At 72.2% G+C, this 24075-nt stretch carries 24 protein-coding genes; 13 read left to right on the forward strand and 11 right to left on the reverse strand.

The window, feature by feature from the left end; all coding sequences use genetic code 11:
• Positions 1-107: 107 nt before the first annotated feature.
• Both AB0C22_RS29485 and AB0C22_RS29490 read left to right on the forward strand, forming a co-directional pair.
• Positions 108-986 (forward strand): helix-turn-helix transcriptional regulator, encoded by an 879-nt coding sequence (locus tag AB0C22_RS29485; RefSeq protein WP_308290948.1) that lies wholly within the window; start codon positions 108-110, stop codon positions 984-986.
• A 14-nt stretch (positions 987-1000) separates the two neighbouring features.
• Positions 1001-1183, forward strand: a complete 183-nt coding sequence (locus tag AB0C22_RS29490) for a DUF397 domain-containing protein (protein WP_219465284.1) — start codon at positions 1001-1003, stop codon at positions 1181-1183.
• A gap of 255 nt (positions 1184-1438) precedes the next feature.
• Here AB0C22_RS29490 and AB0C22_RS29495 read toward each other — a convergent pair whose 3' ends face one another.
• The 4 genes from AB0C22_RS29495 to AB0C22_RS29510 all read right to left on the reverse strand — a co-directional run bounded on the left by AB0C22_RS29495 (position 1439) and on the right by AB0C22_RS29510 (position 4418).
• Positions 1439-1843, reverse strand: a complete 405-nt coding sequence (locus tag AB0C22_RS29495) for a type II toxin-antitoxin system VapC family toxin (protein ID WP_219465282.1) — start codon at positions 1841-1843, stop codon at positions 1439-1441.
• Positions 1840-2037 carry a hypothetical protein gene (locus AB0C22_RS29500; RefSeq protein ID WP_088642370.1) on the reverse strand — a complete coding sequence of 66 codons (198 nt, stop codon included), beginning with the start codon at positions 2035-2037 and terminating at the stop codon, positions 1840-1842. Before AB0C22_RS29500 ends, AB0C22_RS29495 begins: the two co-directional genes overlap by 4 nt.
• A gap of 268 nt (positions 2038-2305) precedes the next feature.
• Complete coding sequence (locus AB0C22_RS29505; RefSeq protein ID WP_219465280.1) at positions 2306-3115, reverse strand: pectate lyase; 810 nt, start codon at positions 3113-3115, stop codon at positions 2306-2308.
• Positions 3116-3287: 172 nt separating this feature from the next.
• Positions 3288-4418 (reverse strand): tetratricopeptide repeat protein, encoded by a 1131-nt coding sequence (locus AB0C22_RS29510; RefSeq protein ID WP_357538178.1) that lies wholly within the window; start codon positions 4416-4418, stop codon positions 3288-3290.
• A 370-nt stretch (positions 4419-4788) separates the two neighbouring features.
• Between AB0C22_RS29510 and AB0C22_RS29515 the strand changes: the two genes are divergently transcribed.
• Positions 4789-7068, forward strand: coding sequence for a CHAT domain-containing protein (locus tag AB0C22_RS29515; RefSeq protein WP_357538180.1), 2280 nt, complete (start codon positions 4789-4791; stop codon positions 7066-7068).
• On the forward strand, positions 7058-8155 hold the full coding sequence (locus tag AB0C22_RS29520; protein ID WP_357538182.1) for a tetratricopeptide repeat protein: 1098 nt from the start codon (positions 7058-7060) through the stop codon (positions 8153-8155). The genes AB0C22_RS29515 and AB0C22_RS29520 overlap by 11 nt, the downstream gene beginning before the upstream one ends.
• 67 nt (positions 8156-8222) lie before the next feature.
• Here the strand turns inward: AB0C22_RS29520 and AB0C22_RS29525 are convergent, their stop codons facing one another.
• The 4 genes from AB0C22_RS29525 to AB0C22_RS29540 form a co-directional block, all read right to left on the reverse strand.
• The gene (locus AB0C22_RS29525; RefSeq protein ID WP_357538184.1) at positions 8223-8942 is read right to left on the reverse strand and encodes a CDP-alcohol phosphatidyltransferase family protein; all 720 of its coding nucleotides are present in this window, start codon (positions 8940-8942) and stop codon (positions 8223-8225) included.
• The gene (locus AB0C22_RS29530; protein ID WP_357538186.1) at positions 8917-9984 is read right to left on the reverse strand and encodes an iron-containing alcohol dehydrogenase family protein; all 1068 of its coding nucleotides are present in this window, start codon (positions 9982-9984) and stop codon (positions 8917-8919) included. Before AB0C22_RS29530 ends, AB0C22_RS29525 begins: the two co-directional genes overlap by 26 nt.
• Entirely contained in the window at positions 9972-10703 is a 732-nt protein-coding gene (locus AB0C22_RS29535) for a phosphocholine cytidylyltransferase family protein (protein ID WP_204925428.1), read from the reverse strand. Before AB0C22_RS29535 ends, AB0C22_RS29530 begins: the two co-directional genes overlap by 13 nt.
• A 122-nt stretch (positions 10704-10825) precedes the next feature.
• Positions 10826-11635, reverse strand: a complete 810-nt coding sequence (locus tag AB0C22_RS29540) for a hypothetical protein (protein WP_308290946.1) — start codon at positions 11633-11635, stop codon at positions 10826-10828.
• 256 nt (positions 11636-11891) lie between these two features.
• On the opposite strand from AB0C22_RS29540, the gene AB0C22_RS29545 reads away from it, so the two are divergent.
• Complete coding sequence (locus tag AB0C22_RS29545) at positions 11892-12986, forward strand: PLP-dependent aminotransferase family protein (RefSeq protein ID WP_219465275.1); 1095 nt, start codon at positions 11892-11894, stop codon at positions 12984-12986.
• Between the two features lie 411 nt (positions 12987-13397).
• Positions 13398-14546, forward strand: a complete 1149-nt coding sequence (corA, locus tag AB0C22_RS29550) for a magnesium/cobalt transporter CorA (RefSeq protein WP_219465274.1) — start codon at positions 13398-13400, stop codon at positions 14544-14546.
• Positions 14547-14627: 81 nt separating this feature from the next.
• Here the strand turns inward: corA and AB0C22_RS29555 are convergent, their stop codons facing one another.
• Positions 14628-15554, reverse strand: a complete 927-nt coding sequence (locus tag AB0C22_RS29555) for a polysaccharide deacetylase family protein (protein ID WP_219465273.1) — start codon at positions 15552-15554, stop codon at positions 14628-14630.
• Between the two features lie 260 nt (positions 15555-15814).
• A complete protein-coding gene (locus AB0C22_RS29560) occupies positions 15815-16666 on the reverse strand; it encodes a hypothetical protein (protein WP_357538190.1) in 852 nt (283 codons plus the stop codon).
• Positions 16667-16750: 84 nt separating this feature from the next.
• Between AB0C22_RS29560 and AB0C22_RS29565 the strand changes: the two genes are divergently transcribed.
• A complete protein-coding gene (locus tag AB0C22_RS29565) occupies positions 16751-17281 on the forward strand; it encodes a peptidylprolyl isomerase (protein ID WP_208565059.1) in 531 nt (176 codons plus the stop codon).
• A gap of 27 nt (positions 17282-17308) precedes the next feature.
• Positions 17309-18256 carry a rhomboid family intramembrane serine protease gene (locus AB0C22_RS29570; protein ID WP_219465269.1) on the forward strand — a complete coding sequence of 316 codons (948 nt, stop codon included), beginning with the start codon at positions 17309-17311 and terminating at the stop codon, positions 18254-18256.
• 33 nt (positions 18257-18289) lie between these two features.
• On the opposite strand, the gene AB0C22_RS29575 is transcribed toward AB0C22_RS29570, so the two are convergent.
• The gene (locus tag AB0C22_RS29575) at positions 18290-18715 is read right to left on the reverse strand and encodes a PH domain-containing protein (RefSeq protein ID WP_357019037.1); all 426 of its coding nucleotides are present in this window, start codon (positions 18713-18715) and stop codon (positions 18290-18292) included.
• Positions 18716-18865: 150 nt separating this feature from the next.
• Here AB0C22_RS29575 and AB0C22_RS29580 point away from each other — a divergent pair, with 150 nt between their 5' ends.
• The 5 genes from AB0C22_RS29580 (at position 18866) to AB0C22_RS29600 (ending at position 24057) form a co-directional block, all read left to right on the forward strand.
• On the forward strand, positions 18866-20038 hold the full coding sequence (locus AB0C22_RS29580; protein ID WP_208565055.1) for an acetyl-CoA C-acyltransferase: 1173 nt from the start codon (positions 18866-18868) through the stop codon (positions 20036-20038).
• 108 nt (positions 20039-20146) lie between these two features.
• The gene (locus tag AB0C22_RS29585) at positions 20147-21151 is read left to right on the forward strand and encodes a phosphotransferase (protein ID WP_357538194.1); all 1005 of its coding nucleotides are present in this window, start codon (positions 20147-20149) and stop codon (positions 21149-21151) included.
• Between the two features lie 119 nt (positions 21152-21270).
• Entirely contained in the window at positions 21271-21783 is a 513-nt protein-coding gene (locus AB0C22_RS29590) for a hypothetical protein (RefSeq protein ID WP_208565053.1), read from the forward strand.
• A gap of 68 nt (positions 21784-21851) precedes the next feature.
• A complete protein-coding gene (locus tag AB0C22_RS29595) occupies positions 21852-22547 on the forward strand; it encodes a response regulator transcription factor (RefSeq protein WP_208565052.1) in 696 nt (231 codons plus the stop codon).
• A complete protein-coding gene (locus tag AB0C22_RS29600) occupies positions 22540-24057 on the forward strand; it encodes a HAMP domain-containing sensor histidine kinase (protein WP_357538196.1) in 1518 nt (505 codons plus the stop codon). Before AB0C22_RS29595 ends, AB0C22_RS29600 begins: the two co-directional genes overlap by 8 nt.
• The last annotated feature ends 18 nt before the right edge of the window (positions 24058-24075 follow it).

The following is a 24075-nucleotide window of genomic DNA, read 5'->3' on the forward strand; positions in this document are numbered from 1 at the left end:
TGGCAAAGGCGATCGGCGAAGTCTAGACTTCCATGGAAACTTTCCATGGAGGAACAGGGCTCGCCTTGCGCTCCTTGATCTCGGAGATGGAGGGGAGAACACTGACGGTGTTCGCAACCCTGGAGGTAGACGTGGCGAGGGCAAGCGGGCCGACGATCGCGCGATGGCAGCTCGGCCGAGAGTTGCACCGGCTCCGTGAGGCTGCCGGTGTCTCGCACAAGGAGATCGCAACCGAGCTGGGCTGCTCGGAGTCGAAGATTTACAAGATCGAATCAGGGGTGGTCGGCGTCAGCCGGCCTGACGTGATCGTCATGCTCACCCGCTACGGCGTCAGTGACGACCGGATACGGCAAACCGCACTTGACCTTCAGCGCCAAGGCAAGGAGCGCGGCTGGTGGGCGAAGTTCGGCCAACTCCCGAACCCGTACAGCATGTACATCGGGCTGGAGTCCGCAGCGACGGCAGTCCGGAACTTCGAGCTGGCCGTCGTGCCAGGACTGCTTCAGACCGAGGCATACGCCTATGCGATCGTCAGCGCCGCCTGGCCGGGTCAGAGCGAGGAAGTGCGTCGTCGGGTCGAGGTGCGGATGACCAGGCAGGATCACCTGATCGAAGAGCCAGCGCTGAAGTTCTGGGGCATCGTGGACGAAGGCGTGCTGCGTCGTCAGACCGGCGGTCCGGACGTGATGCGCGCCCAACTCCGTCACCTCATCGAGATGAGCGAGCGGCCGAACATCGAGCTTCAGGTGCTGCCGTTCGGCGAGGGCTGGCACCCCGGCACCGTGGGCTCCTTCTCGATCTTGGAGTTTCCCGAGGACATCCACAGCCCAGTCGTCTACGTGGTGAGCCAGGCGGGAGACGCCTATCTCGAACGCGAGGATGACTTGCGACGCGTTACGCTGGCGTATACGCACCTGCACGCGGCAGCGCTCAGCGTCAGCAAGTCCCGAGACCTGATCGCCGCCGTAGTGAAGGACATGACGTAGGGGGAGACGCGGTAATGGACCGTTCACGCGGCGTGTGGCGTAAGAGCAGCCGAAGCGACGCCAACGGTCAGTGCGTCGAGGTGGCCGACCTCCGCAACGGAGTGGCCGTCCGGGACAGCAAGGACAAGTCCGGCCCCACCCTCGCCTTCGACACCCACGGCTGGCGCACCTTCGTCGACTCCCTCAAGAGCAACTGACGTTGCCCGTCGTATCGACTGCGACAGTAACCTGCCCCGGCTCCTGTCTCGGGAGTCCGGAGCACGCTGCGGTGGGGACGAACAGCCGTCCGAGAGCTGAGCGGCCAAACCCGTGGGCTGAAGTAGCGGTATTCCTGCACGGTTGACACCCCAACTTCGCCCCAACTGAGTCAATCAAGGTGGGTGCGGCGGTCGAAGACGCCCAAGAACATCTGGGCCTGACCTGGGTTGACGGACTTCCCGCTTCCGTACCACCTACGAGACGTCGAAGAGCCGGCGGCCGTCGTACTCGGCGAAGTCGGCGTAGTCCTTGTCGTTGAAGGTCGCCAGCGGCAGCCGATCGACGAGACAGCACGCCGCGATCCAGGAGTCATTCGTCGGCCGGGGCCGCCCGCGATGCTGCGCCCGAGCCTGAAGATGGCCCCAGGTCGTCGCTACCGCCTCGTCGAAGGGGAGCAGCACCACGCCGGACCGCCACTGCGCGAGGTCGGCCAGCTTGCGTGGCCCCCAACTCCTCATCGCAGTCCACTTGGTCAGCTCCCCGAGCGTGACGAAGGTGATGCACAGGGTCTTACCCACCAGTCGGGTGCGGAGCCTGTCGTGTAGCCGGCCGCGCAGAATGGCCGATGCGACGTCAGTGTCCAGGACTACCAGGCTCACGCGGCGTTGGCCCGGCGGGAGGCATAAAGATCAGCGAGAAAGTCGTCCAGCTCGTCGTCGGACTCGAACAGGCCCGGCCGTGCGAGGTCGTCGACGGAGGCGATCGGCCGGACACCCTGGCGACGGGCAATCTCCTCGGCCGGTACGTGCTCAGCGGTCGGCCACTCAGGCATCTGCTCGGCGCTGCTCGACATCCCGGCTCACCTCCTGTGTCTTGGATCGTCGCCTATTCTCGCACCTCCGACGTCCAGGCGTCCGCATGTCACGGCCAACTGTCAGTCGTCTTCCGTCATACTCTCCGCGCGGCTGTGACCTGGCCTGTTGTCGTGGGCGACAAGCTGGCTGCCCGCTCGCTGGGGGCGTCGGTGCCAGCGACGGCGACGGGCCGCGCACGCCCACCTCGGTGCGTGCGCGGCCCGCCTCGGCAGGGGCTGAGCTTTCGATGCCTGAAGAGCGTCGGCCCTACTTGTAGACGATGTTCGACGACGTGTACTTGCAGTACGTACCGTCGGGGCCGCTGCCGGTCTTGACCGGCTCGGCACCGGAGCTGTTGCCCGTGTAGCGGTCGCAGATGGAGATCTTCCTGCTGCTGTCGCCGTAGATGGTGATGCCCGAGAACGTCGCGGTGTCGCCGTAGTTGGTGTTGATGCCGGCGAGCACCTTGCCGGGGGCGGTCACGGTGACGTTCTGGATGACGACGGTCCGCTTGTACTGGGTCGAGCAGTTGCCGCACGACCGGTACAGCTTGCCGAAGTTGCTGACGTCGAAGTTCTTGATGGTCAGCTTGCCGCCGCCGTTGTGCTGGAACACCTTGTCGGAGGCGGACCGGGCACCGCCGCCGTCGACCGTGTAGTTCGCCGACGAGCCGCCCTTGAAGGTGGCGGCGTCCTCGCCGACGTCCTCCCACCACACGTTGATCAGCGTGCAGGTGCCCTTGCAGTGGATGCCGTCGGCGGCCGGCGAACCGATGATCACGTTTTTGATCGTCGCGCCGTCGGCCAGCTCGAAGATCGGCTTCTGGCTCTCGCTCTGGCCGCCGTCGCCCATCGCGCCGCCGGCCTTGTAGCGCACCAGGCCGTAGTCCTTGGTGCCGCTGACCGACTGGGTGGTGGTGACGGTGGTGGTGCTCTTGGCGGTGGGCCAGGTGGCGGCCTGGGCGCCGGTCTGGGTGACGACCAGGCCGGCGGCGACCAGCCCTACGGTGGCGAACGGCAGCAGGGCGACCTGCCAGCGTCGGCGGCGCGACGTCGCGCCGTTCTCACGTGTGCTCACGTGTCCTCCGAGACGGGTGATGGGACGGGGTGGTGGCGGACAGGCGTCCGCGCCGCAGGAGCACCCGCCGACGTGTCGTACACGACAGGAAAGCGCTTGCCTGCGACCGCCACACTACGACACCTTTCGATGTATCGAAAGGGTCTCGCTCGGCCGTGGCCGAAGTGCTTCCCTACTGGCTTTCCGTGCGTTCCTGTCGGAGCTGTTCGAGGACACGGGTGTCGTCTTCGAGGTCGGGGTGGTCGACCTGTCGGTCGAGGTCGACGACGTGTTCGAGTTCCTGGATCGCCTGGTCGAGGTCACCGCCTGCCCTGAGGAGCATCGCGATGTTGAACCGGGTGACGGCTTCGCCGGCCCGGTTGCCGACCTCCCGCTGGATGGATAGGGCCTGGTCGAAGTAGTCCAGGGCCCGCTGCCGATCCCCCAGGCTGTGGTACACGTGGCCGATGTTGTTGAGGGTGGTGGCTTCGCCGGCCCGGTCGCCGACCTCCCGCCGGATGGGTAGGGCCTGGCGGAAGTGGTCCAGGGCTCGCTGCCGATCCCCCAGGCTGTGGTACACGCTGCCGATGTTGTGGAGGGTGACGGCTTCGCCGGCCCGGTCGCCGACCTCCCGCCGGATGGGTAGGGCCTGGCGGAAGTGGTCCAGGGCCCGCTGCCGATCCCCCAGGCTGTGGTACACGTGGCCGATGTTGTTGAGGGTGACGGCTTCGCCGGCCCGGTCGCCGACCTCCCGCCGGATGGGTAGGGCCTGGTGGTAGTGGTCCAGGGCTCGCTGCCGATCTCCCAGGTTGTCGTACACGTGGCCGATGTTGTTGAGGGTGGTGGCTTCGCCGGCCCGGTCGCCGACCTCCCGTGTGATGGGGAGGGCCTGGTGGTAGTGGTCCAGGGCCCGCTGCCGATCCCCCAGCCTGTCGTACACGCTGCCGATGCTGGTGAGGGTGGCGGCTTCGCCGGCCCGGTGGCCGGCCTGTTGGTACAGGGTCAGGGCCTGCTGGTAGTCCTCCAGCGCCGGCCGGGGTCGGCCGGTCGCCGACCGCGCCCAACCCCGCTGGTGGAAGGGGCTGGCGTCCGGGCCGAGGGTCAGGGTCGCGGTGGCCATGGCCTCGACGGCGGCGAACCGCGAGGTACGCAGCCACACCCGACACACCCGGGAACCGACATCCCGGGCGATCACCGGCTGCCGACCGGCCACCGCGAGCCGGTGCACCTCGACCCACCGGGCAACGGTGACCGCCGCAGTGGGAGTGACGGGTCGGAGTCGTGCTGCTTCCCGATCCTCGATCCCCGACTCCACCTCGGTCATCCTGATGCTCCTTGTTGCCGACGCGGTCGCCACCGGACCGTGGCACCACCCGGCGGGCGGCAGCGCATCGGTCGTGAACGTTCTTACCCCCGATGGCAGGGAGCCGGTCAGTAAGTCGGAAAGTCGTCACCCGAGCCGGGTTCACGAAGCGGTCGCGCGACGCGAAGGAAACGTACAGTAGCCACCCAAGGTCCACCGTCGATCACCTGGCCGGGCCGGCGGTGGGCGGCCTCGGACCGGCTTGACCAGGCGCATCAGGGGAGACGTGGTCATGGAAAGCGCCACAGTGGAGGTGTCCGGGGCGCGGGCCGCGAGCTGGGCGGCGGAGCTGCGGGCCGGACTGACCTGACCACCATGACGGGGATGGCAGATGAGTACCTTCGACCTGGAGGTCTTCGAGCAGACCTCCAACCACTACGAGCTGCGGCTGTCCGCCGACGGCCAGCCACCCCGGGTCCGCAGCCTGGACCGGGCCGCGGTCGACGAACTGATCACCCTGGTACGCCGCGACTACAGCACCGACACCACCGCACAGCGGGTGTACGGCGCGACCCGGCTGGCCGAGTTGGGGACCCGGCTGGCGGAGTTCCTCGACGGCGACGAGCGGTGGCTCACCCCGATGCTGGCCCATCCCGCCGGGGCGGTGCTGCGGATCACCGCCGAACAGCGGCTGCGGCACCTGCCGTGGGAGTTGCTGGCCCGGGAGGGCGCCTTCCTGACGGTGGCCGGGCGGGCGCCGCTGTTGCCGGTCCGGGCGGCCGGCGAACATGCGGCGTTGACCGGCCCGGTCGCGCCGGGTAACCGGCCGTTGCGGGTGTTGTTCATGGCGGCCTCGCCCGAGGGTGTCGAGCCGGTGCTCAACTTCGAGGCCGAGGAAGCGGCGATCCTGTCCGCGACCCGACGCACCGGCACCGATCTGGTGGTCGAGGAGAGCGGCACCCTGGAGGGGCTACGTTTCCTCAGCCGCGACTACGGGCCCGGCCACTTCGACGTGCTGCACCTGAGCGGGCACGCCACCACCGCCGGTGGGCAGCCGGTCTTCGTCCTGGAGGACGAGTTCGGCGCACCCACCAGGGCGACGGCCGACCAGTTGGCTGAGGCGATGCAGGGTCACTGGCCGAGGCTGGTGTTCGTCTCCGGCTGCCTCACCGCCGACGCCCCGGAGGGCGGGGTGTTCCCGTCGATGAGTGAGAGCCTGGTGCAGGCTGGTGCCCCTGCGGTGCTGGGCTGGGCGCTGCCGGTCGGGGACGTCTCCGCCACCGACTTCGCCGCCGCGCTCTACCAGGCCCTGGCCGACGGCGGGTCGTTGGACCGGGCCGTCGTCCAGGCCCGCCGCCATCTGTTCCACGACAGGAAGAGCAGCTACTGGCATCTGCTCCGGGTCTACGCCGACCGGTCCCCGCTGGCCCCCATGGTCACGCCGCTGCACACCAAGGGCCGTAAGCGGTTGCAGGTGCGGGCCGCCGACCAGCAGTTCCTGGACCCGCAGACCCAACTGTCCCGGGTCGCGTCCCGCGCCGAGTTCGTCGGCCGGCGGCGGGTCATCCAGCGCTGCCTACGCGTACTGCGGCAACCCGCCGACACCCCCGGCGCGGCGCAGGGCCTGCTGCTGGCCGGCATGGGCGGGCTCGGCAAGAGCAGCCTCGCCTCCCGGCTCCTGGAACGCATGCCCACCCACCAGCGTGCCGTCTGGTACGGCCGGGTCGACGCCATCAAGTTCCGCGAACTGCTCGACAAGGTCCGCTTCGACGACCCTGACCAGAGGACCGAGGCCGCCAAACTCCTCGACAACGAACAGCTTCCGCTGCTGGTTCGGCTGCGGTACCTGCTCGACGCCGACGGGCCGCTCGGCGACACTCCCTGCCTGTTCGTCTTCGACGATTTCGAGACCGGCAACCTCGACACCCGCGACGACGGCAGCCGGGTGCTCGCCCCGGCGATGGCCGAGATCCTGTCTGCCCTGCTCACCGCCATCCGCGACACCGGCAGCCCGAGCCGCGTCGTCATCACCAGCCGCTACCGCTTCCCCACCCCGGCCGGCACCACCCTCGCCGTCGAAGCGCTGGAAACCCTCACCCCGGTCGAACAGACCAAGAAGATCGCCAATCTGGCCAAGCTGCGCCCCGACTCCACCATCGACCCCGTCATCCGGGACCGGGCGATCATGGCCGCAGCGGGCAACCCCCGGCTGCTCGACTGGCTCAACCGGATCGTCGACGATGCCAACCGCGACGTCGGCGGTGCCAACCTCGACGTCGACGGCCTGCTCACCGCTATCGAGAACGAAGCCGACAAATTCCGCCGCGAGACGGTCCTCGCCGACAACCTGCTCGACTCCCAACCCCTCGAACTGCGCCGCATGCTCGCCAAGGTCAACGTCGTCGAACTACCGGTCCCCGCCGCCACCGTCCACGCCCTGCACCAGCAGCCCGACGCCACCCGGCACATCCAGCGGGCCGTCCAACTCGGCCTGCTCGAAGAGGGCACCGACCCCGAGACCCACCAGCCCCGCTACTACGTCTCCAACGTCCTACACCCCCTCGTCCGCCCCCTACTCACCGACGACGAACACACCCAGGCCTGCGCCGACGCCGCCCAGTCCCTCTACCAACTCTGGGTCCTCGACCCCACCGCCTCCGATGGCCACTGACCCGAGGACCATCGCCCGCTGGGTCGAGGTGCATCGACTCGCTGTCGCCGGTCGGCAGCCGGAGATCGCCCGGAACGTCGGTGACCGGGTGGGTCGGGTGTGGCTGCGTACCTCGCGGTTCGCCGCCGTCGAGGCCATGGCCACCGCGACCCTGACCCTCGGCCCGGACGCCAGCCCCTTCCACCAGCGGGGTTGGGCGCGGTCGGCGACCGGCCGACCCCGGCCGGCGCTGGAGGACTACCAGCAGGCCCTGACCCTGTACCAACAGGCCGGCCACCGGGGCAACGAAGCCGCCACCCTCACCAGCATCGGCAGCGTGTACAACAGGCTGGGGGATCGGCAGCGGGCCCTGGACCACTACCACCAGGCCCTCCCCATCACACGGGAGGTCGGCGACCGGGCCGGCGAAGCCGTCACCCTCAACAACATCGGCAGCGTGTACGACAGGCTGGGGGATCGGCAGGGGGCCCTGGACTACTTCGACCAGGCCCTCCCCATCCGGCGGGAGGTCGGCGACCGGGCCGGCGAAGCCACCACCCTCAACAACATCGGCAGCGTGTACGACAGCCTGGGGGATCGGCAGCGGGCCCTGGACCACTTCCGCCAGGCCCTCCCCATCACACGGGAGGTCGGCGACCGGGCCGGCGAAGCCACCACCCTCAACAACATCGGCCACGTGTACCACAGCCTGGGGGATCGGCAGCGGGCCCTGGACCACTTCCGCCAGGCCCTACCCATCCAGCGGGAGGTCGGCGACCGGGCCGGCGAAGCCGTCACCCTCCACAACATCGGCAGCGTGTACCACAGCCTGGGGGATCGGCAGGGGGCCCTGGACCACTTCCGCCAGGCCCTCCCCATCCAGCGGGAGGTCGGCGACCGGGCCGGCGAAGCCGTCACCCGGTACAACATCGCGATGATCCATCGGGCGGGCGGTGAACTCGACCAGGCGATCCGCGAACTCGAACACGTCGTCGACCTCGACCGGCAGGTCGACCACCCCGACCTCGAAGCCGACACCGCCGTCCTCGAACAACTCCGCCGACAACGCGCCGGAGAGCGCGGTTCCGCAGGGACTGCGGGACCGTGAGGGCAGCACCGCCGCCGACGCAGGCGAGATGTCGTGACGCCAACGGGTGGCGACGCGCCGCAGGGCCCTACATCGAGGCGCGGGCCGAAAAGGCGATGCTGGCCAGCAGGAACCCGCCGTTCACCACCGTGAACGCCACGACCACCCAGAACACCAGCGCCGGCACCAGCATCAGCACCAACCCCGCCACGAAAATCACCGCGCCGTAGTCGCGGACCAGCTTGACCAGGCGTACCGGCAGGGAGGTGGAGGTGACCATGCTGGCGGCGTTGGGGCCGGCCTGCATCACCGAGGTCACCAGGTTGACCATCCAGGTGCCGGCGAAGGTCGCCACCAGCCAGGTCGGCGTGGATGGGCGTTGCGCCACGGCGGTGGCGGACAGGGCGGCGACCAGGGCGATCTGGGCGGCCACGTCGCAGAGCACGTCGACCCGGGCACCTGCCGCGCTGCCCTGCCCGGTCACCCGCGCGAGCTGCCCGTCGGCGCAGTCCAGGGCGTACGCCACCTGCCAGCCGACCAGCGCGACCAGCCCGACCACCCACGCCGGGACGTCACCGGCGGCGACCCGGTCGGCGAGCGCCACCACGGTCACCGAGGCGGCCAGGCCGAGCACCAGGTTGGTGATGGTCAGCGCGGTCGGGCGCAGCCCGAGGCGCTGGGCGACCAGGGCGAAGACGGCACCCAGCCACTGGCTGACCGACTCGCTGAACAGGCCGCCGCCCCGGTTGACCCGGTGGAAGTCGGCAACGGTGGGGCGGGGTTCAGCCACTGTGGTCGCGGAGTGCACCGGCGTAGTCTGCCAGCCGCTCCCGCGTCTCGGTAACCGACATGGCCAGGTGCTCCAGGATGGTGTACCGGTCGGGGCGGGTGGCCGGGGCGAACTGCACCGCCTCGACGAACTGGTCGTCGCTGAGCCCCACGTCGGCCGGGTGCCGGGGCAGCCGGTGCCGGCCCAGGCAGGCCGCCATCTCGGCGAAGCGCCGCTCGTCACCGCGCAGGAACGTGCAGAACAACGCGCCGAGCCCGGCCAGCTCGCCGTGCGACGAGGTGCCGGGGAAGAGGGCGTCGACGGCGTGCATGATCTCGTGGCAGCCGCCGCTGGCCGGTCGGCTGCTGCCGCAGACGGCCATCGCCAGGCCGCTGGAGATCAGCGCCTCGGCCAGCACCGTGACGAACGCGTCGTCGGTCATGTCGCCGCCGTGCGCGAGCACCGCCTCCGCGCCCATCCGGGCCAGCGACGCGGCGAGGCCGTCGACCGGTTCGCCGCGTACCTGCCGGGCCAGTTCCCAGTCGGCCAGGGCGCTGATGTTGCTGACCACGTCACCGATGCCGGCCCGGTTGTGCCGGTCGGGGCCGGCGGCCACGAAGTCGAGGTCGACGATCACCGCGATCGGGATGTGCACCCCGTAGGAGCCCTTGATGCCGCCGGTGATCAGGCTGGCCACCGGGGAGGCGATACCGTCGTTGGCGAGGCTGGTCGCCATCGTCACCATCGGCAGGCCGCGCCGGGTGGCGGCGTACTTCGCCACGTCGATGGTCTTGCCGCCGCCGATGCCGACCACCGCGTCGTACGACCGCTCGCGGAGCTTGCCGCCCAGCTCGTCGGCGGCGTCGAGGGTGCCGCCGGCCACGGTGAACACGTCCGCCGAGCGCAGCGACGGCCGCAGCAGGTCGGCGATCTGCCCGCCCTGACCGGGGCCGACCACCACCGCCACGTCACCTCCGGCGGAGATCCGCCCGTCGGCGAGGATCGTGGCCAGGTCGGCGACCGCGCCGCGCCGCACGTCGATGTGCAGCGGGGTCAGGATGGTACGGGCTAGTAGCGGCACGCGATCTCCCGCGCCCGGGTCAGGTCGTCGTGGTTGTCGACCTCGACCCAGGAGACGTCCCCGATCGGCGCGGCCCGCACCTCACCGCCCCGGTCGGCGAACTCCTGGTAGCCGTCCTCGTAGTAGAGGTTCGGGTCGCGTCGCCAGGTCGCCTCCAGCGCGTCGGCGAGCGCCCCGGCCACCTGCGGCTCGATCAGCGTCGCGCCGATGTACTCCCCGTACGCCTCGCCCGGGTCCATCAGCTTGGTGATCCGGGTGAGCTGGCCGGCGGCGTCGAAGGTGGTCTTCATCTCCTCCTCGGCCAGCGCCTTGAGGGTGTCGACCGCCAGCAGGATGCCCGGCCCGCGCTCGGCGAGCAGGGTCTTCTCCACGCTCACCGGGTGCACGGTGTCGCCGTTGACCAGCAGCACACCCCGGGCGAAGTGCTCCCGGGCCAGCCACAGCGAGTAGGCGTTGTTCCACTCCTCGGCCTTGTCGTTGTGCACCAGGGTGAGGGTGACGCCGTACTTCTCCTCCAGGGCCGACTGCCGCTGCACGACCGCGTCGGCGGCGTAGCCGACCACGATGACGATCTCGGTGAGCCCCACCTCGGCCAGGTTGCGCAGCGCGATGTCCAGGATGGTGGTCTCACCGTCCACCGGCACCAACGCCTTGGGCAGGGTGTCGGTGTACGGGCGCAGTCGGCGTCCCGCACCGGCCGCGAGCACCATCCCGATCATGCGGGCCTCCCTCGTACGACTCCAGGTCACCGTGGAGGATAGCCCCGGGTGACCGGGCAGCCGCCGCCAACCGTGAGTTCGGCCGGGCCGGGCAGGGGTTCCAGGGCTGGCCGGGCAGCGGTTCAACCGGGCAGGGCGGCCAGGTCGGCGAGCACGCCCAGCCGCTCGTCGGCGGTCAGCGTGGCGTACGGGCCGGCCGCCCGACGGTCCGTCTCCAGCTCGATGGCCCGTCGCTCCGGCCCGTCCGGCAGCTCCCCGACGCTGGTGGCGGTGTGCCCGGCGGCGGTCCACGCGGCGGCGTGCGCGTCCGCCCGGTGGTACCGCAGCGTGCCGAGGCGGTTGAGCAGCAACACCCCCGACGGGATGCCGTCCGGCTCGTACGGCGGGGCCATCGCGGCGAACGCCGGCCCGGGCTCGGCGTCCGGCTCCCCGGCGAGCAGCACCGCGTACGCCAGCACCCGACCGTACGCCTCGACGAGCCGGTGCACCCGGTCGTCGTGCCCGGCCCACAGCTCCTCGGTCACCTCGGCGTGCACCTGGTACAGCTCGGTGAGGAAGTCGACACCGCGTTCGGTGGCGGTGAAACCGCCGTCCGGCCGGCGGGCGATCATGCCGTGCGCGACCTGCTTGTCCAGCGCCCGGTGGCAGGTGGCCGGGTCGCGGTAGCGGTTGACCGCCGCGAAGCCGGCCCGGTCGACGGCACCCCCGGGTGCGGCGAGCCGGGTGCGGAACTCCACCAGGAAGCCGGTGGCGGCCGGGCCGCCGTACCGCTGGCTCAGTTCGGCGCCACCACCGTCGCGGCCGGCGAGCATCCCGGCCACGAACGCCCGCTCGACCGCCGGGGCGACCAGCCCGGTGAACCGGTGCGGTGCCAGCTCGACGCCATCGCCCACGGTCAACGCGCCGGCGCAGCGGGAGGGCTCGGTGGGCACACTTCGACAGTAGCGAGCGCCGGCCGACCGCGCCGATGTCCGGTCCCGTCCCGACCTGCACCGGAGTCGACCGGTTCGCCCCGGCCCCGGCCCGGACGCCCGGTGCACCCCGCCCCGGACTCCCGGTGCGCCGGCCACCGTCGGGAGGCCGCCGGGCTGGACCGCCGCCACCGCCGGGGCGGGTGGGACTGCCCGCATGTTGAACTTGGCGTGTATGCCGGCCGGAGCGGGCCGGGCAGGCCCTAGGCTCGTGCGCATGACCGCCGAGCAGCTGATCTCGTTTGCCCGTGGCGCGCCCTCGCTGGACATCGTGGATGTCGAGGGGCTCAAGGCCGCCGCCGTCCGTGCCTTCGACGCCGACCCCGCCGGGGTCACCGCCTACGGCACCTCCGTCGGGTACCCACCCTTGCGGAAGTGGATCGCCGAGAAGCACGGCGTCGAGGCGGATCAGGTGCTGGTCACCAACGGCTCGCTCCAGGCCGACGCGTTCCTCTTCGACCACCTGGTCCGGCGCGGCGACGCCGTGGTGGTGGAGCGGCCGACGTACGACCGGACCCTGCTCAACCTCCAGCGGATGGGCGGCGAGATCCACGGCGTGGGCATCGAGCCGGACGGCCTGGACACCGCCGAGCTGCGCAAGCTGCTGGAGTCCGGGGTACGCCCCCGGCTGGCCCACGTGATCCCGAACTACCAGAACCCGGCCGGTGTGACGCTGTCGCTGGACAAGCGCCGGGAACTGCTCGACCTGGCCGCCGAGTACGGCTTCACGATCTTCGAGGACGACCCCTACGCCGACATCCGGTTCCGGGGTGAGCCGCTGCCGTCGATGCTGTCGATGGACACCCGGGGCGTGGTGGTGCACGCGTCGAGTTTCACCAAGACCGTCTGCCCCGGGGTGCGGGTCGGTTACCTGGTCGGGCCGGCGAGCCTGATCGCGGACATCGCCAAGTCGGCGACCAGCCTCTACATCTCGCCGGGCATGGTGGCGCAGGCGATCGTGCACCAGTTCTGTGTCTCGGGTGACATCCAGCGGTCCATCGCCACGGTGTCGTCGGCGCTGGGTGAGCGGGCCGGGGTGCTGGCCGAGTCGCTGCGCCGGCACCTGCCCGAGGTGACCTTCGTCGAGCCGGACGGCGGCTACTTCCTCTGGGTGGAGTTCCCCGACGACGTGGACGTGGACCGGTTGGCGCCGGCCGCCGCCGAGCGGGGCGTCGCCGTGGTCAAGGGCAGCGACTTCATGGTCGACGGTGGGCGGCACGCGTTGCGGTTGGCGTTCTCCGCGGTGACCGCGGACCGGATCGACGAGGGTGTGCGTCGGCTGGCGGACGCGGTGGCTGCCGTACGCGGCTGAAAATCTGTCGGGTTTCTGACAGAAGCGCGACCTGGGCCGGTCGAGGGCTCCCCTCGGCCGGCCCGACGCCCCACAATGCTGCGAGCGTCACTCACGTTTGGCTGGTGACCCGCTCAGGGCCCCTGCCACCGGCCGGCCGGGTGACGCCGCAGCTTTGCCCCCGCCCCCAACGGTGCCGGGTGGGTCGGGTCGCCCCTCACCCCCCTGGACGCGGCCCGACCCGCCCGGCACCACCCCCCACCTGCTCCCCGGCATCCGCCCCGCTCCCGGCCCGGCCCGGGTGACCAGGATCACGGCCACCCACCTGCCGCCGTCCGTCCCGCCGCAGGGGCCGCCGATCGTCCGAGGGCCGCCGGCCCGGCGGCGGCGTAGCCTGCAAGCCGCAGCACGCACACCGGGAGGGGGTACGCCATGACGGACCGGGCGGAACGGGAACGGTCGACGACACCCCACGGCGGTCGGGTGCTGAACCCCCGCGCCTGGGTGTCCCCGGTCCGGGCGATGTCGCGCATCCTCAACGCCGACGGCTCCCCCCGCACCCCCGCGCCCACCGGCCCCGGCCGCAGCGGCGTGGTCGACTGCGGCCTCTACGTCGACGGCGAACGCCGCCCCGGCCAGTGGCGGTACGCCGAAGCGCTGGCCGCCGCCCGCGACGAGCGCGGCGGGTTCGTCTGGCTCGGCCTGCACGAACCGGAACTGGCCGAGATGACCGCCATCGCCGAGACGTACGGGCTGCACGAGCTGGCCGTCGAGGACGCGGTGAAGGCCCAGCAGCGGCCCAAGCTGGAGCGCTTCGGCGACGTCAGCTTCCTGGTGCTGCGGACCGCCCGGTACTGCGAGCACACCGAGCTGACCGAGACCTCCGAGGTGGTCGAGACCGGCCAGGTGATGCTCTTCATCGGCCCCAACTTCCTGATCAGCGTCCGGCACGGGGACGCCTGCCGGCTGTCGCCCGTCCGGGCCGACCTGGAGGCCAAGCGGGACCTGCTGCGGCACGGCCCGTGGGCGGTGGCGTACGCGATCACCGACCGGGTGGTGGACCTCTACCTGGAGGTGGCCGACCAGCTGGAGGACGACCTCGACGTGCTGGAGGCCGACGTCTTCGACCGGCAGAGCAGCGGGCGGATCCAGCGCATCTACCAGATGAAGCGGGAACTGGTCGAGTTCAAGCGGGCGGTGATCCCGCTGCAACGGCCGCTGATGACGCTGACCGCGCAGGTGCACCGGGAGGTGCCGCAGGAGGTACGCCGCTACTTCCGCGACGTGCAGGACCACCTCAGCCGCACCGTCGAACAGGTCAACTCCTACGACGACCTGCTCAACTCGATCCTCCAGGCCCGGCTGGCGCAGGTCACCGTCGACCAGAACAACGACATGCGCAAGATCGCCGCGTGGGCGGCCATCGCGGCGGTCTGGACCGCGTTCGCCGGGGTCTACGGCATGAACTTCGAGAACATGCCCGAGCTGAAATGGACGTACGGCTACCCGGGTGTGCTCGCGCTGATGCTCGCCATCTCGCTGGCGCTCTACCGGTGGTTCCGCCGCAACGGCTGGCTCTGACCGCCGCCCGGTCGTGGGCCGGGGTGGCGGCCGGTCAGTGGCCGGTGTGCCGCCCGGTCGGTGGGCCGGGGCGGCGGTGGGTCAGTGCGCCGGGGTGGCCGCCGGGGTCGCCGCCGCCATCAGCTCGGAGACGGTGACGAACTCGAAGCCCCGCCGCCGCAACCCGATGATCATCGCGGCCAGCCCCCGGATCGCCACCAGCCGGTCCGCCGGCCCGGTGTCATGGGCGAGCAGGATCGTGCCCGGGTCACAGGACTCGACGATGTAGTCGACCAGGCCGTCCGGATTCTGGGTGAACCGGGATTCGAGCATCTGCCGGTTCCACAGGACCACCTGGTAGCCGAGGTCGTTGGCGGCCAGCAGGGTGCTGCCGGCCAGGTGCCCGTAGGGCGGGCGGAGCAGGGTGGGCTCCCGCCCCCAGAGCCGGGTCAGCTCGTTGTGCGCCCGACCGATCGCGGTGCACGCCTGCTCGTAGGTCATCTTCGCCAGGTCCTGGTGGGCCCAGGTGTGGTTGCCGATCTCGTGGCCGTCCAGCCGGTGCGCCACCAGCCGACCGTACTCACGGGCGCGGCGGCCGACCATGAAGAACGTGGCCGGGGTGTCGGTCTGGGCGAGGATCGACAGCACCCGGGGGGTCCAGTTCGGGGCCGGACCGTCGTCGAAGGTGAGCGCGATCAACCGTCGGGTGGTGTCCACGCTCCACACCACGTCGACCCGGGACGACCGGGGCGGGGTACGCCGGTCGGCGTGCACGCTGGCCGCGTACCCGCCGTAGACGGGCAGCTTGCTGTCGGCGGTGGCCTCGGCGTAGCCGAACTCACCGGTCAGCGCCACACCCGCGCCGGCCAGCGCGGCGGCGGTGCCGGAGAGCACGCGCCGCCGGGACAGCGCCCGGTCACGCCCGGCCGGGGGCTCCTCCGGACGCTCGGCGGACTGGTCCCAGCGCCCCGTCGAGGGGGCGCCGTTCGGCTCCGGAGCCGGGCGCTCCGGGTCGGTGGTCGACGACATACGAGCACTGTAGGAGCCGGAAGCCCGCCGGGTGGGCCCGTAACGGTCGGGGAGAACCCTGAAAAATCCTTACGTTCTCGTGGGGACCGCCGCCCCGGGCAGGCCGGATGACGGTGCCGGGCCGTACCGTGCCGAGGGCTCCGGGTGCCAGCGGCGCGTCCCGTTGTCGGGCGACCCGGGACCCGACGGGGTCCGGAAGTCGGCTGCGGCGCGGGACGACCGGTCAGGTCGTCACCGCGCCGCCGACGTGGTGCGGGGGATCAGCGCCGGGTGCCGGACTGCGCCGCGTTCCGACCGGCGTCGAGCGCCTTGCCGAGGTCGTCGGCCGGCCGGCCGGAGACGTCGGTGGCGCCCTCGGCGACCGAGGGGACCTTGTCGTTCGGGTGGATCACCGGCTTGCCGGCCGGGGTGCCGGCCACCGTGGAGCTGCCGACACCGGTGGACGGGGGCACCGGACCGGTGGTGGCGGGGTCGTCGGCCGACGGGGTCTCCACGACCAGGATGTCGACCTCGTCGCGGGGGGCGTCGATGCCGGCGGTGACCGAGCCGGCGGAGACGCCGGCGGCGGGCGGCGTGACGGGGGCGGTGCCGATGCTGCGGGTCGGGTCGTACTCGGCCCACTCCTGCTGCTCACGGCGGCGACGCATCGCCATCGCACCGGCCACCCCGGCCACCGTCCCGGCGACCAGCAGGCCGGCGAGCATGCCGCGCGACGTGCGCTTCCTCTTGCGGGCCTTCGGGCTCTTCGCCTTGATCTTCTTGCTCACCGCGGCCTGCTTCGCGGCGGCGGCCTTCCTGCCGGCCACCGCCTTACCGGCGGCCTCGGCCTGGGCGTTGCGCACGGCCAGGGCCACCGGGGCGAGGGCCGCGACCGTCGTCGCGAGGCCACTGGAAGCCCGGTCCCGCACCACGACAGCGGTCGGCGCGACCGCCCCCCGGGCCGCCTGGACCCGCGGGCCGACCGTGGCGCCGGCACCCTTCGCCGCGTGCGTGGCAGCCTGCCTCAGGTGACCGATGCCCTGGTGCAGCTCCACCTTTGCCAGCTGCCCCTGGGTCTTGCGTCGCCCGATTCCCAACACGGTCCCACCTCCTGGGAGTTGTTCCTTCGTCATCCTCCACCAACGGATGCCTCCGCACTGCCAGATGGGGCACATGGGAGGATCCGCATGGAACTGACCAACGAGTGAGGAGTACCCGTGGCCGAGGCTGTCTACGCCACCTTGCACACCAACGCTGGCCCGATCCGGCTGGAGCTCTTCGGCAATCACGCTCCGAAGACGGTTCGTAACTTCGTGGAACTGGCCGAGGGCAAAAAGGAATACACCGATCCCCGCACCGGTCAGCCGGGCAACGGGCCGTACTACGACGGCACCATCTCGCACCGGGTGATCAGCGGTTTCATGGTCCAGATGGGCGACCCGACCGGCACCGGCCGGGGCGGCCCGGGCTACACGTTCGCCGACGAGTTCCACCCGGAGCTGCGCTTCGACCGGCCCTACCTGCTGGCGATGGCGAACGCCGGGCCGGGCACCAACGGGTCGCAGTTCTTCATCACCGTCGGGGCGACCCCGCACCTGAACAACCGGCACACCATCTTCGGCCAGGTGGCCGACGAGCAGTCGGCGAAGGTGGTCGACTCGATCGCGAACACCCCGACCGGTCCGAGCGACCGGCCGTTGCAGGACGTGGTGATCGAGCGGGTCGAGATCGAGCGCACCGAGGCCTGACCGCACCCGCGAGGTACCTTTGCACGCATGACTGAACGCTCCGGGCCGGCCGGCGACGCCACCGGTGGGCCGGTGCCGACCACCCCGGTCTGCTACCGCCACGCCGACCGGGAGACGTACCTCAGGTGCTCCCGCTGCGACCGGCCGATCTGTCCGGACTGCATGCGGGACGCTCCGGTCGGCCACCAGTGCCCGGAGTGCGTGAACGAGGGACGCCGCAGCGTACGGCCGGCGCGTACCGCCTTCGGTGGCGGTGCCGCCGGCCGTCGCGGCGTGGTCACCCGCGTCCTGATCGCCCTGAACGTGCTGGTGATGATCGTCTCGGTGCTCAGCGACCGGGGCGGCGACTCGATGATCGGCGGGTCCGGCTTCGGCGGCCTGCTCGGTGGCGGCACCCCGCTGACCCAGTGGGGCTCGGTGCTCAGCTACGCCTCGTACGTGCCGTTCGGGGAAGCGCACGGCGTCGCCTCCGGTGAGTGGTACCGCCTCGTCACCGCGATGTTCCTGCACTACGGCGTGGTGCACCTGCTGCTCAACATGTGGGCGCTCTGGGTGCTGGGGCGGGAGTTGGAGGCCCTGCTCGGGCCATTGCGCTTCCTCACCCTCTATCTGGTCGCCGGGCTCGGCGGCAACGTGGCGGCCTACCTGTTCAGCAGCCCCAACACCGCGTCGGCCGGTGCCTCGACGGCGATCTTCGGGCTGTTCGCGGCGATCTTCGTGCTGATGCGCCGGCTGGGTCGGGACACCTCGGCGATCCTGCCGATCCTGGTGATCAACCTGATCTTCACGTTCACCGTGCCGGGCATCTCCATCCCGGGCCACGTCGGCGGGCTGATCGTCGGGGCACTGATGGCGCTCGTGCTGGCGTACGCCCCCCGGATGCGACGCTCGGTCTTCCAGGCGGCCGGTACGGCGGTGATCCTGGTGGCGCTGCTCGGCCTGGTGATCGTCCGCACCGTGATGCTGCTCGGCTGAGCGGTGCCGGTGCCGGCGCGGGCCGCGCGCCGGTCAGGGGCGGGCGGCCCGGACCGCCTCGGCCACCTCGGTCGGCCACGCACCCAGGTCGGCCCGGCCGAGCAGGTGCAGGGTCTCGCCCGCGTCGATCTCCAGCGTCTCCCCGGTCAACCCGAACCGGGTCCGCCGGTCCACGGTGACCGCCTCCACCACGCCCCACGGCAGGTGCCGCCGCCCGGCGTACCCCCGCACGACGGTGATCCCCTCGGCGTCGACCGCGAGGCGGACCGGGGCGAGCAGGTCGCGTACCGCCCAGGCGGCCAGGCCCACGGCGGCGGCGACGGCCAGTGCCAGCGGGACCGGGTCCCCGGCGGCGAGCAGCAGCCCGAGGGCGACCAACCCGACCGCACCGACCAGCTTCACCGCCGGGAGCGCCGGGGGGACCCGCCACTGGCGGGCCGGAGACGATGGTGGATGCACCGTCCCAGCATGCCAGCTCCGCCCGCCCCCCTGCGGCGACCGCTCGCCCCGCGCCGCCCGCCCCTCTGCGTCGGGTCGGGTGCGCCGGGCAGGGCGGACCGGCGGTCGGGGACGTAGGATCGAGGCAGCCGAAGTTACCGGGGAGTAGTCATGAGCGACGCAGTCATCGTCGGTGCGGTCCGTACCCCGGTCGGGCGGCGCAAGGGTGGCCTGGCCGAGGTGCACCCGGTCGACCTGTCGGCGCACGTGCTGCGCGCCCTCGCCGACCGCACCGGCATCGATCCCGGCCAGGTCGACGACGTGATCTGGGGCTGCGTGTCCCAGGTCGGCGAGCAGTCCTGGAACGTCGCCCGCAACGGCGTGCTCGCCGCGGGCTGGCCCGAGTCGGTGCCCGGCACCACCCTCGACCGGCAGTGCGGCTCCAGCCAGCAGGCCCTGCACTTCGCCGCCGCGACGGTGCTCTCCGGGCAGGCCGACCTGGTGGTGGCCGGCGGTGTCGAGTCGATGACCCGGGTGCCGATGGGGTCCAGCGTCGGCGACGGCATGCCGTTCAGCGACCAGCTCCGGGCCCGCTACCGGGGGGTCGAGGGCTTCGCCGACGACCAGCCGCTCCCGTTCAACCAGGGGGTCGGTGCCGAGCTGATCGCCGCCCGGTGGCGCTTCTCCCGCAGCCAGCTCGACGAGTTCGCGCTGGCCAGCCACGAGAAGGCCGCCGCCGCGCAGGACGCCGGGGTGTTCGACCCGGAGCTCGCCCCGGTGCCGCTGGCCGACGGTGGCACCTTCACCGCCGACGAGGGCATCCGCCGGGACACCTCCCTCGCGGTGCTCGGCGGGCTGAAGACCCCGTTCCGCGCCGACGGCGTGGTGACCGCCGGGTCCGCGTCGCAGATCTCCGACGGCGCGGCGGCGCTCGCCGTCACCACCAGCGACTGGGCCAGCCGGCACGGCCTGCGTCCGCTGGCCCGGGTGCACACCGCCGTGGTCGCCGCCGACGACCCGGTCACCATGCTCACCGCCCCCATCCCGGCCACCGCGAAGGCGCTGCGCCGCGCCGGCCTGGGCATCGAGGAGATCGGCGTGTACGAGGTGAACGAGGCGTTCGCCCCGGTGCCGCTGGCCTGGCTGGCCGAGACCGAGGCCGACCCGGAACGGCTCAACCCGCGCGGCGGGGCGATCGCGCTGGGTCACCCGCTCGGGGCGTCCGGCGCCCGGATCATGACGACGCTGCTCCAGCACATGCGGGACAACGACATCCGCTACGGCCTACAGACCATGTGCGAGGGCGGCGGCATGGCCAACGCCACCATCCTCGAACTGCTCTGACACCGCCCGTCCGCGATCCCAGGTCGATCCGGCCACCACCCGACCAGCGGGCCGGCCCGGTGGAAAATGGCGGGTGCCGGGGTGGGATGGTGGCCTACTCTGCGCGGCGTGACGACCATTCCCGTAGCCGCCGGTTGGGCCGATCCGCAGTGGCGGTCCGCCGCCCTCGACTGGGTCACCGGGCACCTGGACCGGCACGGTCGCCGGGTCACCGGCCCGGTGGAGGCCCGGCTGCGCCCCTGGTCGTCGGTCTGGCAGGTGCCCACCGACGCCGGGTCGTACTGGTTCAAGGCGAACAATCCCGGCACGGCGTACGAGGTGGTGCTCCTGGCCGAGCTGGCCCGGCGTACCCCCGGTCGGGTGCTCGACCCGGTCGCGGTGGACCCGTCCCGGGGTTGGTCCCTGCTGCCCGACGGCGGCCCCACCCTGCGTGAACTGGCCGAACCCGAGCCCGCCCGCTGGGTCGACGTGTTGGCGGCCTACGCCGAACTCCAGCGGGAGCTGGTCCCGGCGGCGGACGAACTCGTCGCGCTCGGCGTACCCGACCAGCGTCCGGCGGCGATGCCGGGCCTCCTGGCCGACCTCCTCGACGACCGGGCCGCCCTGCTCCTCGACGCCGGTGGCGAAGGTGGGGGCGGTGGCCTGGACGCGGCGACCCACGACCGGTTGCGGGCGCACCTGCCGCGCTTCGCCGAGGACTGCCGGCGGCTCGCCGACAGCGGCATCCCGGCCAGTGTCCAGCACGACGACCTGCACGACGGGAACGTGTTCGCCGCCGCCGACGGCTACCGCTTCTTCGACTGGGGGGACGCCTCCGTCGCGCACCCGTTCGGCACCCTGCTGGTGACGTTGCGCTCGGCGGCACACACGTTCTCGCTGCCGGAGGGGGACCCGGTGCTGGTCCGGCTGCGGGACGCCTATCTGGAGCCGTGGACCGACCGGCACGACCAGGCGACCCTGCGGGAGGTCGCCGGGCTGGCCATGCGGGTGACCACGGTAAGTCGGGCGTTGTCCTGGCGGCGGGCCCTCGACACCACCGACCCGAGCCGCACCGAGTACGCCGACGCGGTGCCCGGGTGGCTCGGCGAGCTCTTCGCCCCGATGCCCGTCTGACCGGGTGTCGGGCGGGCGGGAGGTCCGGAAGACACACCGGTGGTGCGACACGGGGGAGTGGAACTTCCAAAAGTCGACAGTGACCCACATCACCCCTGGTCACGGCTCGTTGGCCAGGTATGGACGTCTTCTCGCGCACCTTCCTCCCGGCCGCCGCCGAGACCGGGCTGGCGGTCCAGACGGTGAGTCGGCACATGCCGGTCTTCCGGCAGTGCGTCGGCTCCGGCGACGCCACCATCCTGGTCGCCCGGTGCGCCCGCCCCGACCGGCCGGTCGACGGCGACTACCTCCTCCTGCTCACCCACCGCCGGCTGGTGGTCACCCAGCAGACCCGGGTGCTGCACCGGCTGCGCCTGCACCTGAACACCGAGCTGCGTGAGCTGAGCAACGTCACCTGGAGCCCCGATCCCCGGGCGCAGGCCGTCGAGTTGGCGGCCACCGCGATCGACGGGGTGCGGGAGCGGTTCGTCATCCGTACCCAGCACCCGAAGCAGGTGTGGCAGCTCGACACGCTGCTGCACCACGCGTTCCGCACCCGGCTGCGCAAGCCCGAGGAACGGGTCGTCGCCACCATCGGCGACGCGCCGGCCGTCGCACCGGCCCCGCTGCTGCGCCCGCTGCCGACCCGCTGACCACATCCTTACCTGACCCGAACACCGGCCTACGTTTCGGTCGGTCCAGGGTCGGTCATCATGGGCCGGTGACCGCTGACGCCACCGGCCAACGTGGGCTCGTCCTCGTGGTGGAGGACGAACCGGCCATCGCCGACCTGGTCCGGCTCTATCTCAGCCGGGACGGGTTCGGCGTACACCTGGAACGGGACGGCACGGGCGGGTTGGCCGCCGCCCGACGGCTGCGCCCGGTGGCCTGCGTCCTCGACATCACCCTGCCGGGCCTGGCCGGCACCGAGGTCTGCCGGCGGCTGCGCGAGGCCGGTGACTGGACCCCGGTCCTCTTCCTCACCGCCCGCGACGACGAGGTCGACCGGATCGTCGGCCTGGAGCTGGGCGCGGACGACTACGTCACCAAGCCGTTCAGCCCCCGGGAGTTGGTGGCCCGGGTCCGGGCGGTGCTGCGGCGCACCGCCGGCGCCCCGGACGGGCCGGACCGGCCCCGCACCGTCGGCCCGGTCACCCTCGACCCGGCCCGCCGCACGGTGCTCGCGGCCGGCTCCCCCGTCCAGCTCACCTCCACCGAGTTCGACCTGCTCGCCCACCTGATGGCCCGCCCCGGCCGGGTCTTCACCCGGGAGGAGCTGCTGGCCGGGGTCTGGGGTTACGCGGCACACGCCGGCACCCGCACCGTCGACGTGCACGTCGCCCAGGTGCGGGCCAAGCTCGGCCCGGCCAGCGTGATCCGCACCCACCGGGGCGTCGGATACGCCGCCAATGGCTGAGCCCGCCCCCCGGCCGCCGACCACCCCGCTGTCGGCCGCCCTGCCGCCGGCCGCCCCGCTGTCGGCCGCACTGCCACCGGCCACCCCGCCGCCGGGCGGGGCCCGGCGGCGTCGCCGTCGGCCGCGCCGCCGGTTCACCCACACGCTGACCGCCCGCGCGGTCCTGGTCACCTGCGCGGTGTCGCTGGTGTCGGTGCTGGTCACCGCGCTGGTCGCGGTCCCCCTGGCGGTACGCGGGGTGGAACGCCGCGACCAGGCCGCGCTGGCCGCCCAGGCCCGTCTCGCCGCCGACGTCCTGCGGGTACGCCCCAGCCGCCAGCGCGACGCGGCCGGCGACCGGCTGATCCGCCAACTCCGGGAACAACAGATCGAGGTGTACGTCGTCCAGGGTGGGCTGGCCGACCGCCCCGGCCTGCCCCGGCAGGTGGTGAACCGGGTCTCCGGCGGTCGGGACGTCTCCGGCCGACGGTTCGTCAACGGCCAACGGACCCTCGTCGAGGGGCGGGCACTGCCCGGCGGTGAGGGTGTGGTGTTGACCCGGGCCACCCCGCAGGGGCCGTGGCGGCAGGTGCTGCGCGCCCTCTGGCTGCCGCTGCTCGCCGGGCTCACCGCCGGGGCGGCGGCCGGGCTGCTGCTCGCCCGCCGGCTGGCCCGCCCGATCCGGCACGCCGCCACCGCCGCCGCCCGGTTGCGCGCCGGTGACCGGGCCGTCCGGGTGCCCGTCGAACCCCCCGACGAGGTCGCCGACCTGGCGTACGCGTTGAACGGGCTGGCCGCCGCGCTGGCCACCAGCGAGGGCCGGCAGCGGGAGTTCCTGCTGTCCGTCTCGCACGAGCTGCGTACCCCGTTGACCGCGATCCGGGGGTGGGCGGAGGCGCTCGCCGACGGGGTGATCGGCGCGGACGAGGCCGCCGCCACCGGCCGGACCATGCTCACCGAGGCCCAGCACCTGGACCGGCTGGTCGCCGACCTGTTGGCGCTGGCCCGGCTGGAGGCGGTGGACTTCCCGTTGGAACCGGTGCCGGTCGACCTCACCCGGCTGGCCGCCGACGCCGAGCGCACCTGGTCGGAGCGGTGCGCGGCCGTCGGGGTGCCGTTCCGGCTGGAGACGCCGGGCACGGCGGTGCCCGCGTACACCGATCCGGGGCGGATCCGGCAGGTGGTGGACGGGTTGTTGGAGAACGCACTGCGGGTCGTACCGCCGGGGGCGCCGGTGGTGCTCGCGGTCCGGGCGGCCGGTGCCGACCCGACCGCCGATGGGCTGATCGAGGTCCGTGACGGCGGGCCCGGCTTCACCGACGACGACCTGGCGGTGGCCTTCGAGCGGGGGGCGTTGCACCAGCGCTACCGGGGGGTCCGCAAGGTCGGCAGCGGGTTGGGGCTGGCGTTGGCCGCCGGGCTGGTCCGCCGGCTCGGCGGGGAGATCGTCGCCGGGCACGCCGCCGAGGGCGGCGCGGCGTTCACCGTCCGGCTGCCCGCCCATCCTTACCCGACCCGAACATCGGCCTGACCCCGCGCCCATCGGGCT

This window comes from Micromonospora sp. NPDC048894 (assembly GCF_040649765.1).
GTDB lineage: Bacteria > Actinomycetota > Actinomycetes > Mycobacteriales > Micromonosporaceae > Micromonospora > Micromonospora antibiotica.

Excerpts from the sequence above, each read along its gene's own strand:
- AB0C22_RS29490 (WP_219465284.1), top strand. The coding sequence starts at position 1,001 with ATGGACCGTTCACGCGGCGTGTGGCGTAAGAGCAGCCGAAGCGACGCC.
- AB0C22_RS29500 (WP_088642370.1), bottom strand. The coding sequence starts at position 2,037 with ATGTCGAGCAGCGCCGAGCAGATGCCTGAGTGGCCGACCGCTGAGCAC.
- AB0C22_RS29510 (WP_357538178.1), bottom strand. The coding sequence starts at position 4,418 with ATGACCGAGGTGGAGTCGGGGATCGAGGATCGGGAAGCAGCACGACTC.
- AB0C22_RS29515 (WP_357538180.1), top strand. The coding sequence starts at position 4,789 with ATGAGTACCTTCGACCTGGAGGTCTTCGAGCAGACCTCCAACCACTAC.
- AB0C22_RS29520 (WP_357538182.1), top strand. The coding sequence starts at position 7,058 with ATGGCCACTGACCCGAGGACCATCGCCCGCTGGGTCGAGGTGCATCGA.
- AB0C22_RS29535 (WP_204925428.1), bottom strand. The coding sequence starts at position 10,703 with ATGATCGGGATGGTGCTCGCGGCCGGTGCGGGACGCCGACTGCGCCCG.
- AB0C22_RS29545 (WP_219465275.1), top strand. The coding sequence starts at position 11,892 with ATGACCGCCGAGCAGCTGATCTCGTTTGCCCGTGGCGCGCCCTCGCTG.
- corA (WP_219465274.1), top strand. The coding sequence starts at position 13,398 with ATGACGGACCGGGCGGAACGGGAACGGTCGACGACACCCCACGGCGGT.
- AB0C22_RS29555 (WP_219465273.1), bottom strand. The coding sequence starts at position 15,554 with ATGTCGTCGACCACCGACCCGGAGCGCCCGGCTCCGGAGCCGAACGGC.
- AB0C22_RS29560 (WP_357538190.1), bottom strand. The coding sequence starts at position 16,666 with ATGACGAAGGAACAACTCCCAGGAGGTGGGACCGTGTTGGGAATCGGG.
- AB0C22_RS29570 (WP_219465269.1), top strand. The coding sequence starts at position 17,309 with ATGACTGAACGCTCCGGGCCGGCCGGCGACGCCACCGGTGGGCCGGTG.
- AB0C22_RS29580 (WP_208565055.1), top strand. The coding sequence starts at position 18,866 with ATGAGCGACGCAGTCATCGTCGGTGCGGTCCGTACCCCGGTCGGGCGG.
- AB0C22_RS29590 (WP_208565053.1), top strand. The coding sequence starts at position 21,271 with ATGGACGTCTTCTCGCGCACCTTCCTCCCGGCCGCCGCCGAGACCGGG.
- AB0C22_RS29600 (WP_357538196.1), top strand. The coding sequence starts at position 22,540 with ATGGCTGAGCCCGCCCCCCGGCCGCCGACCACCCCGCTGTCGGCCGCC.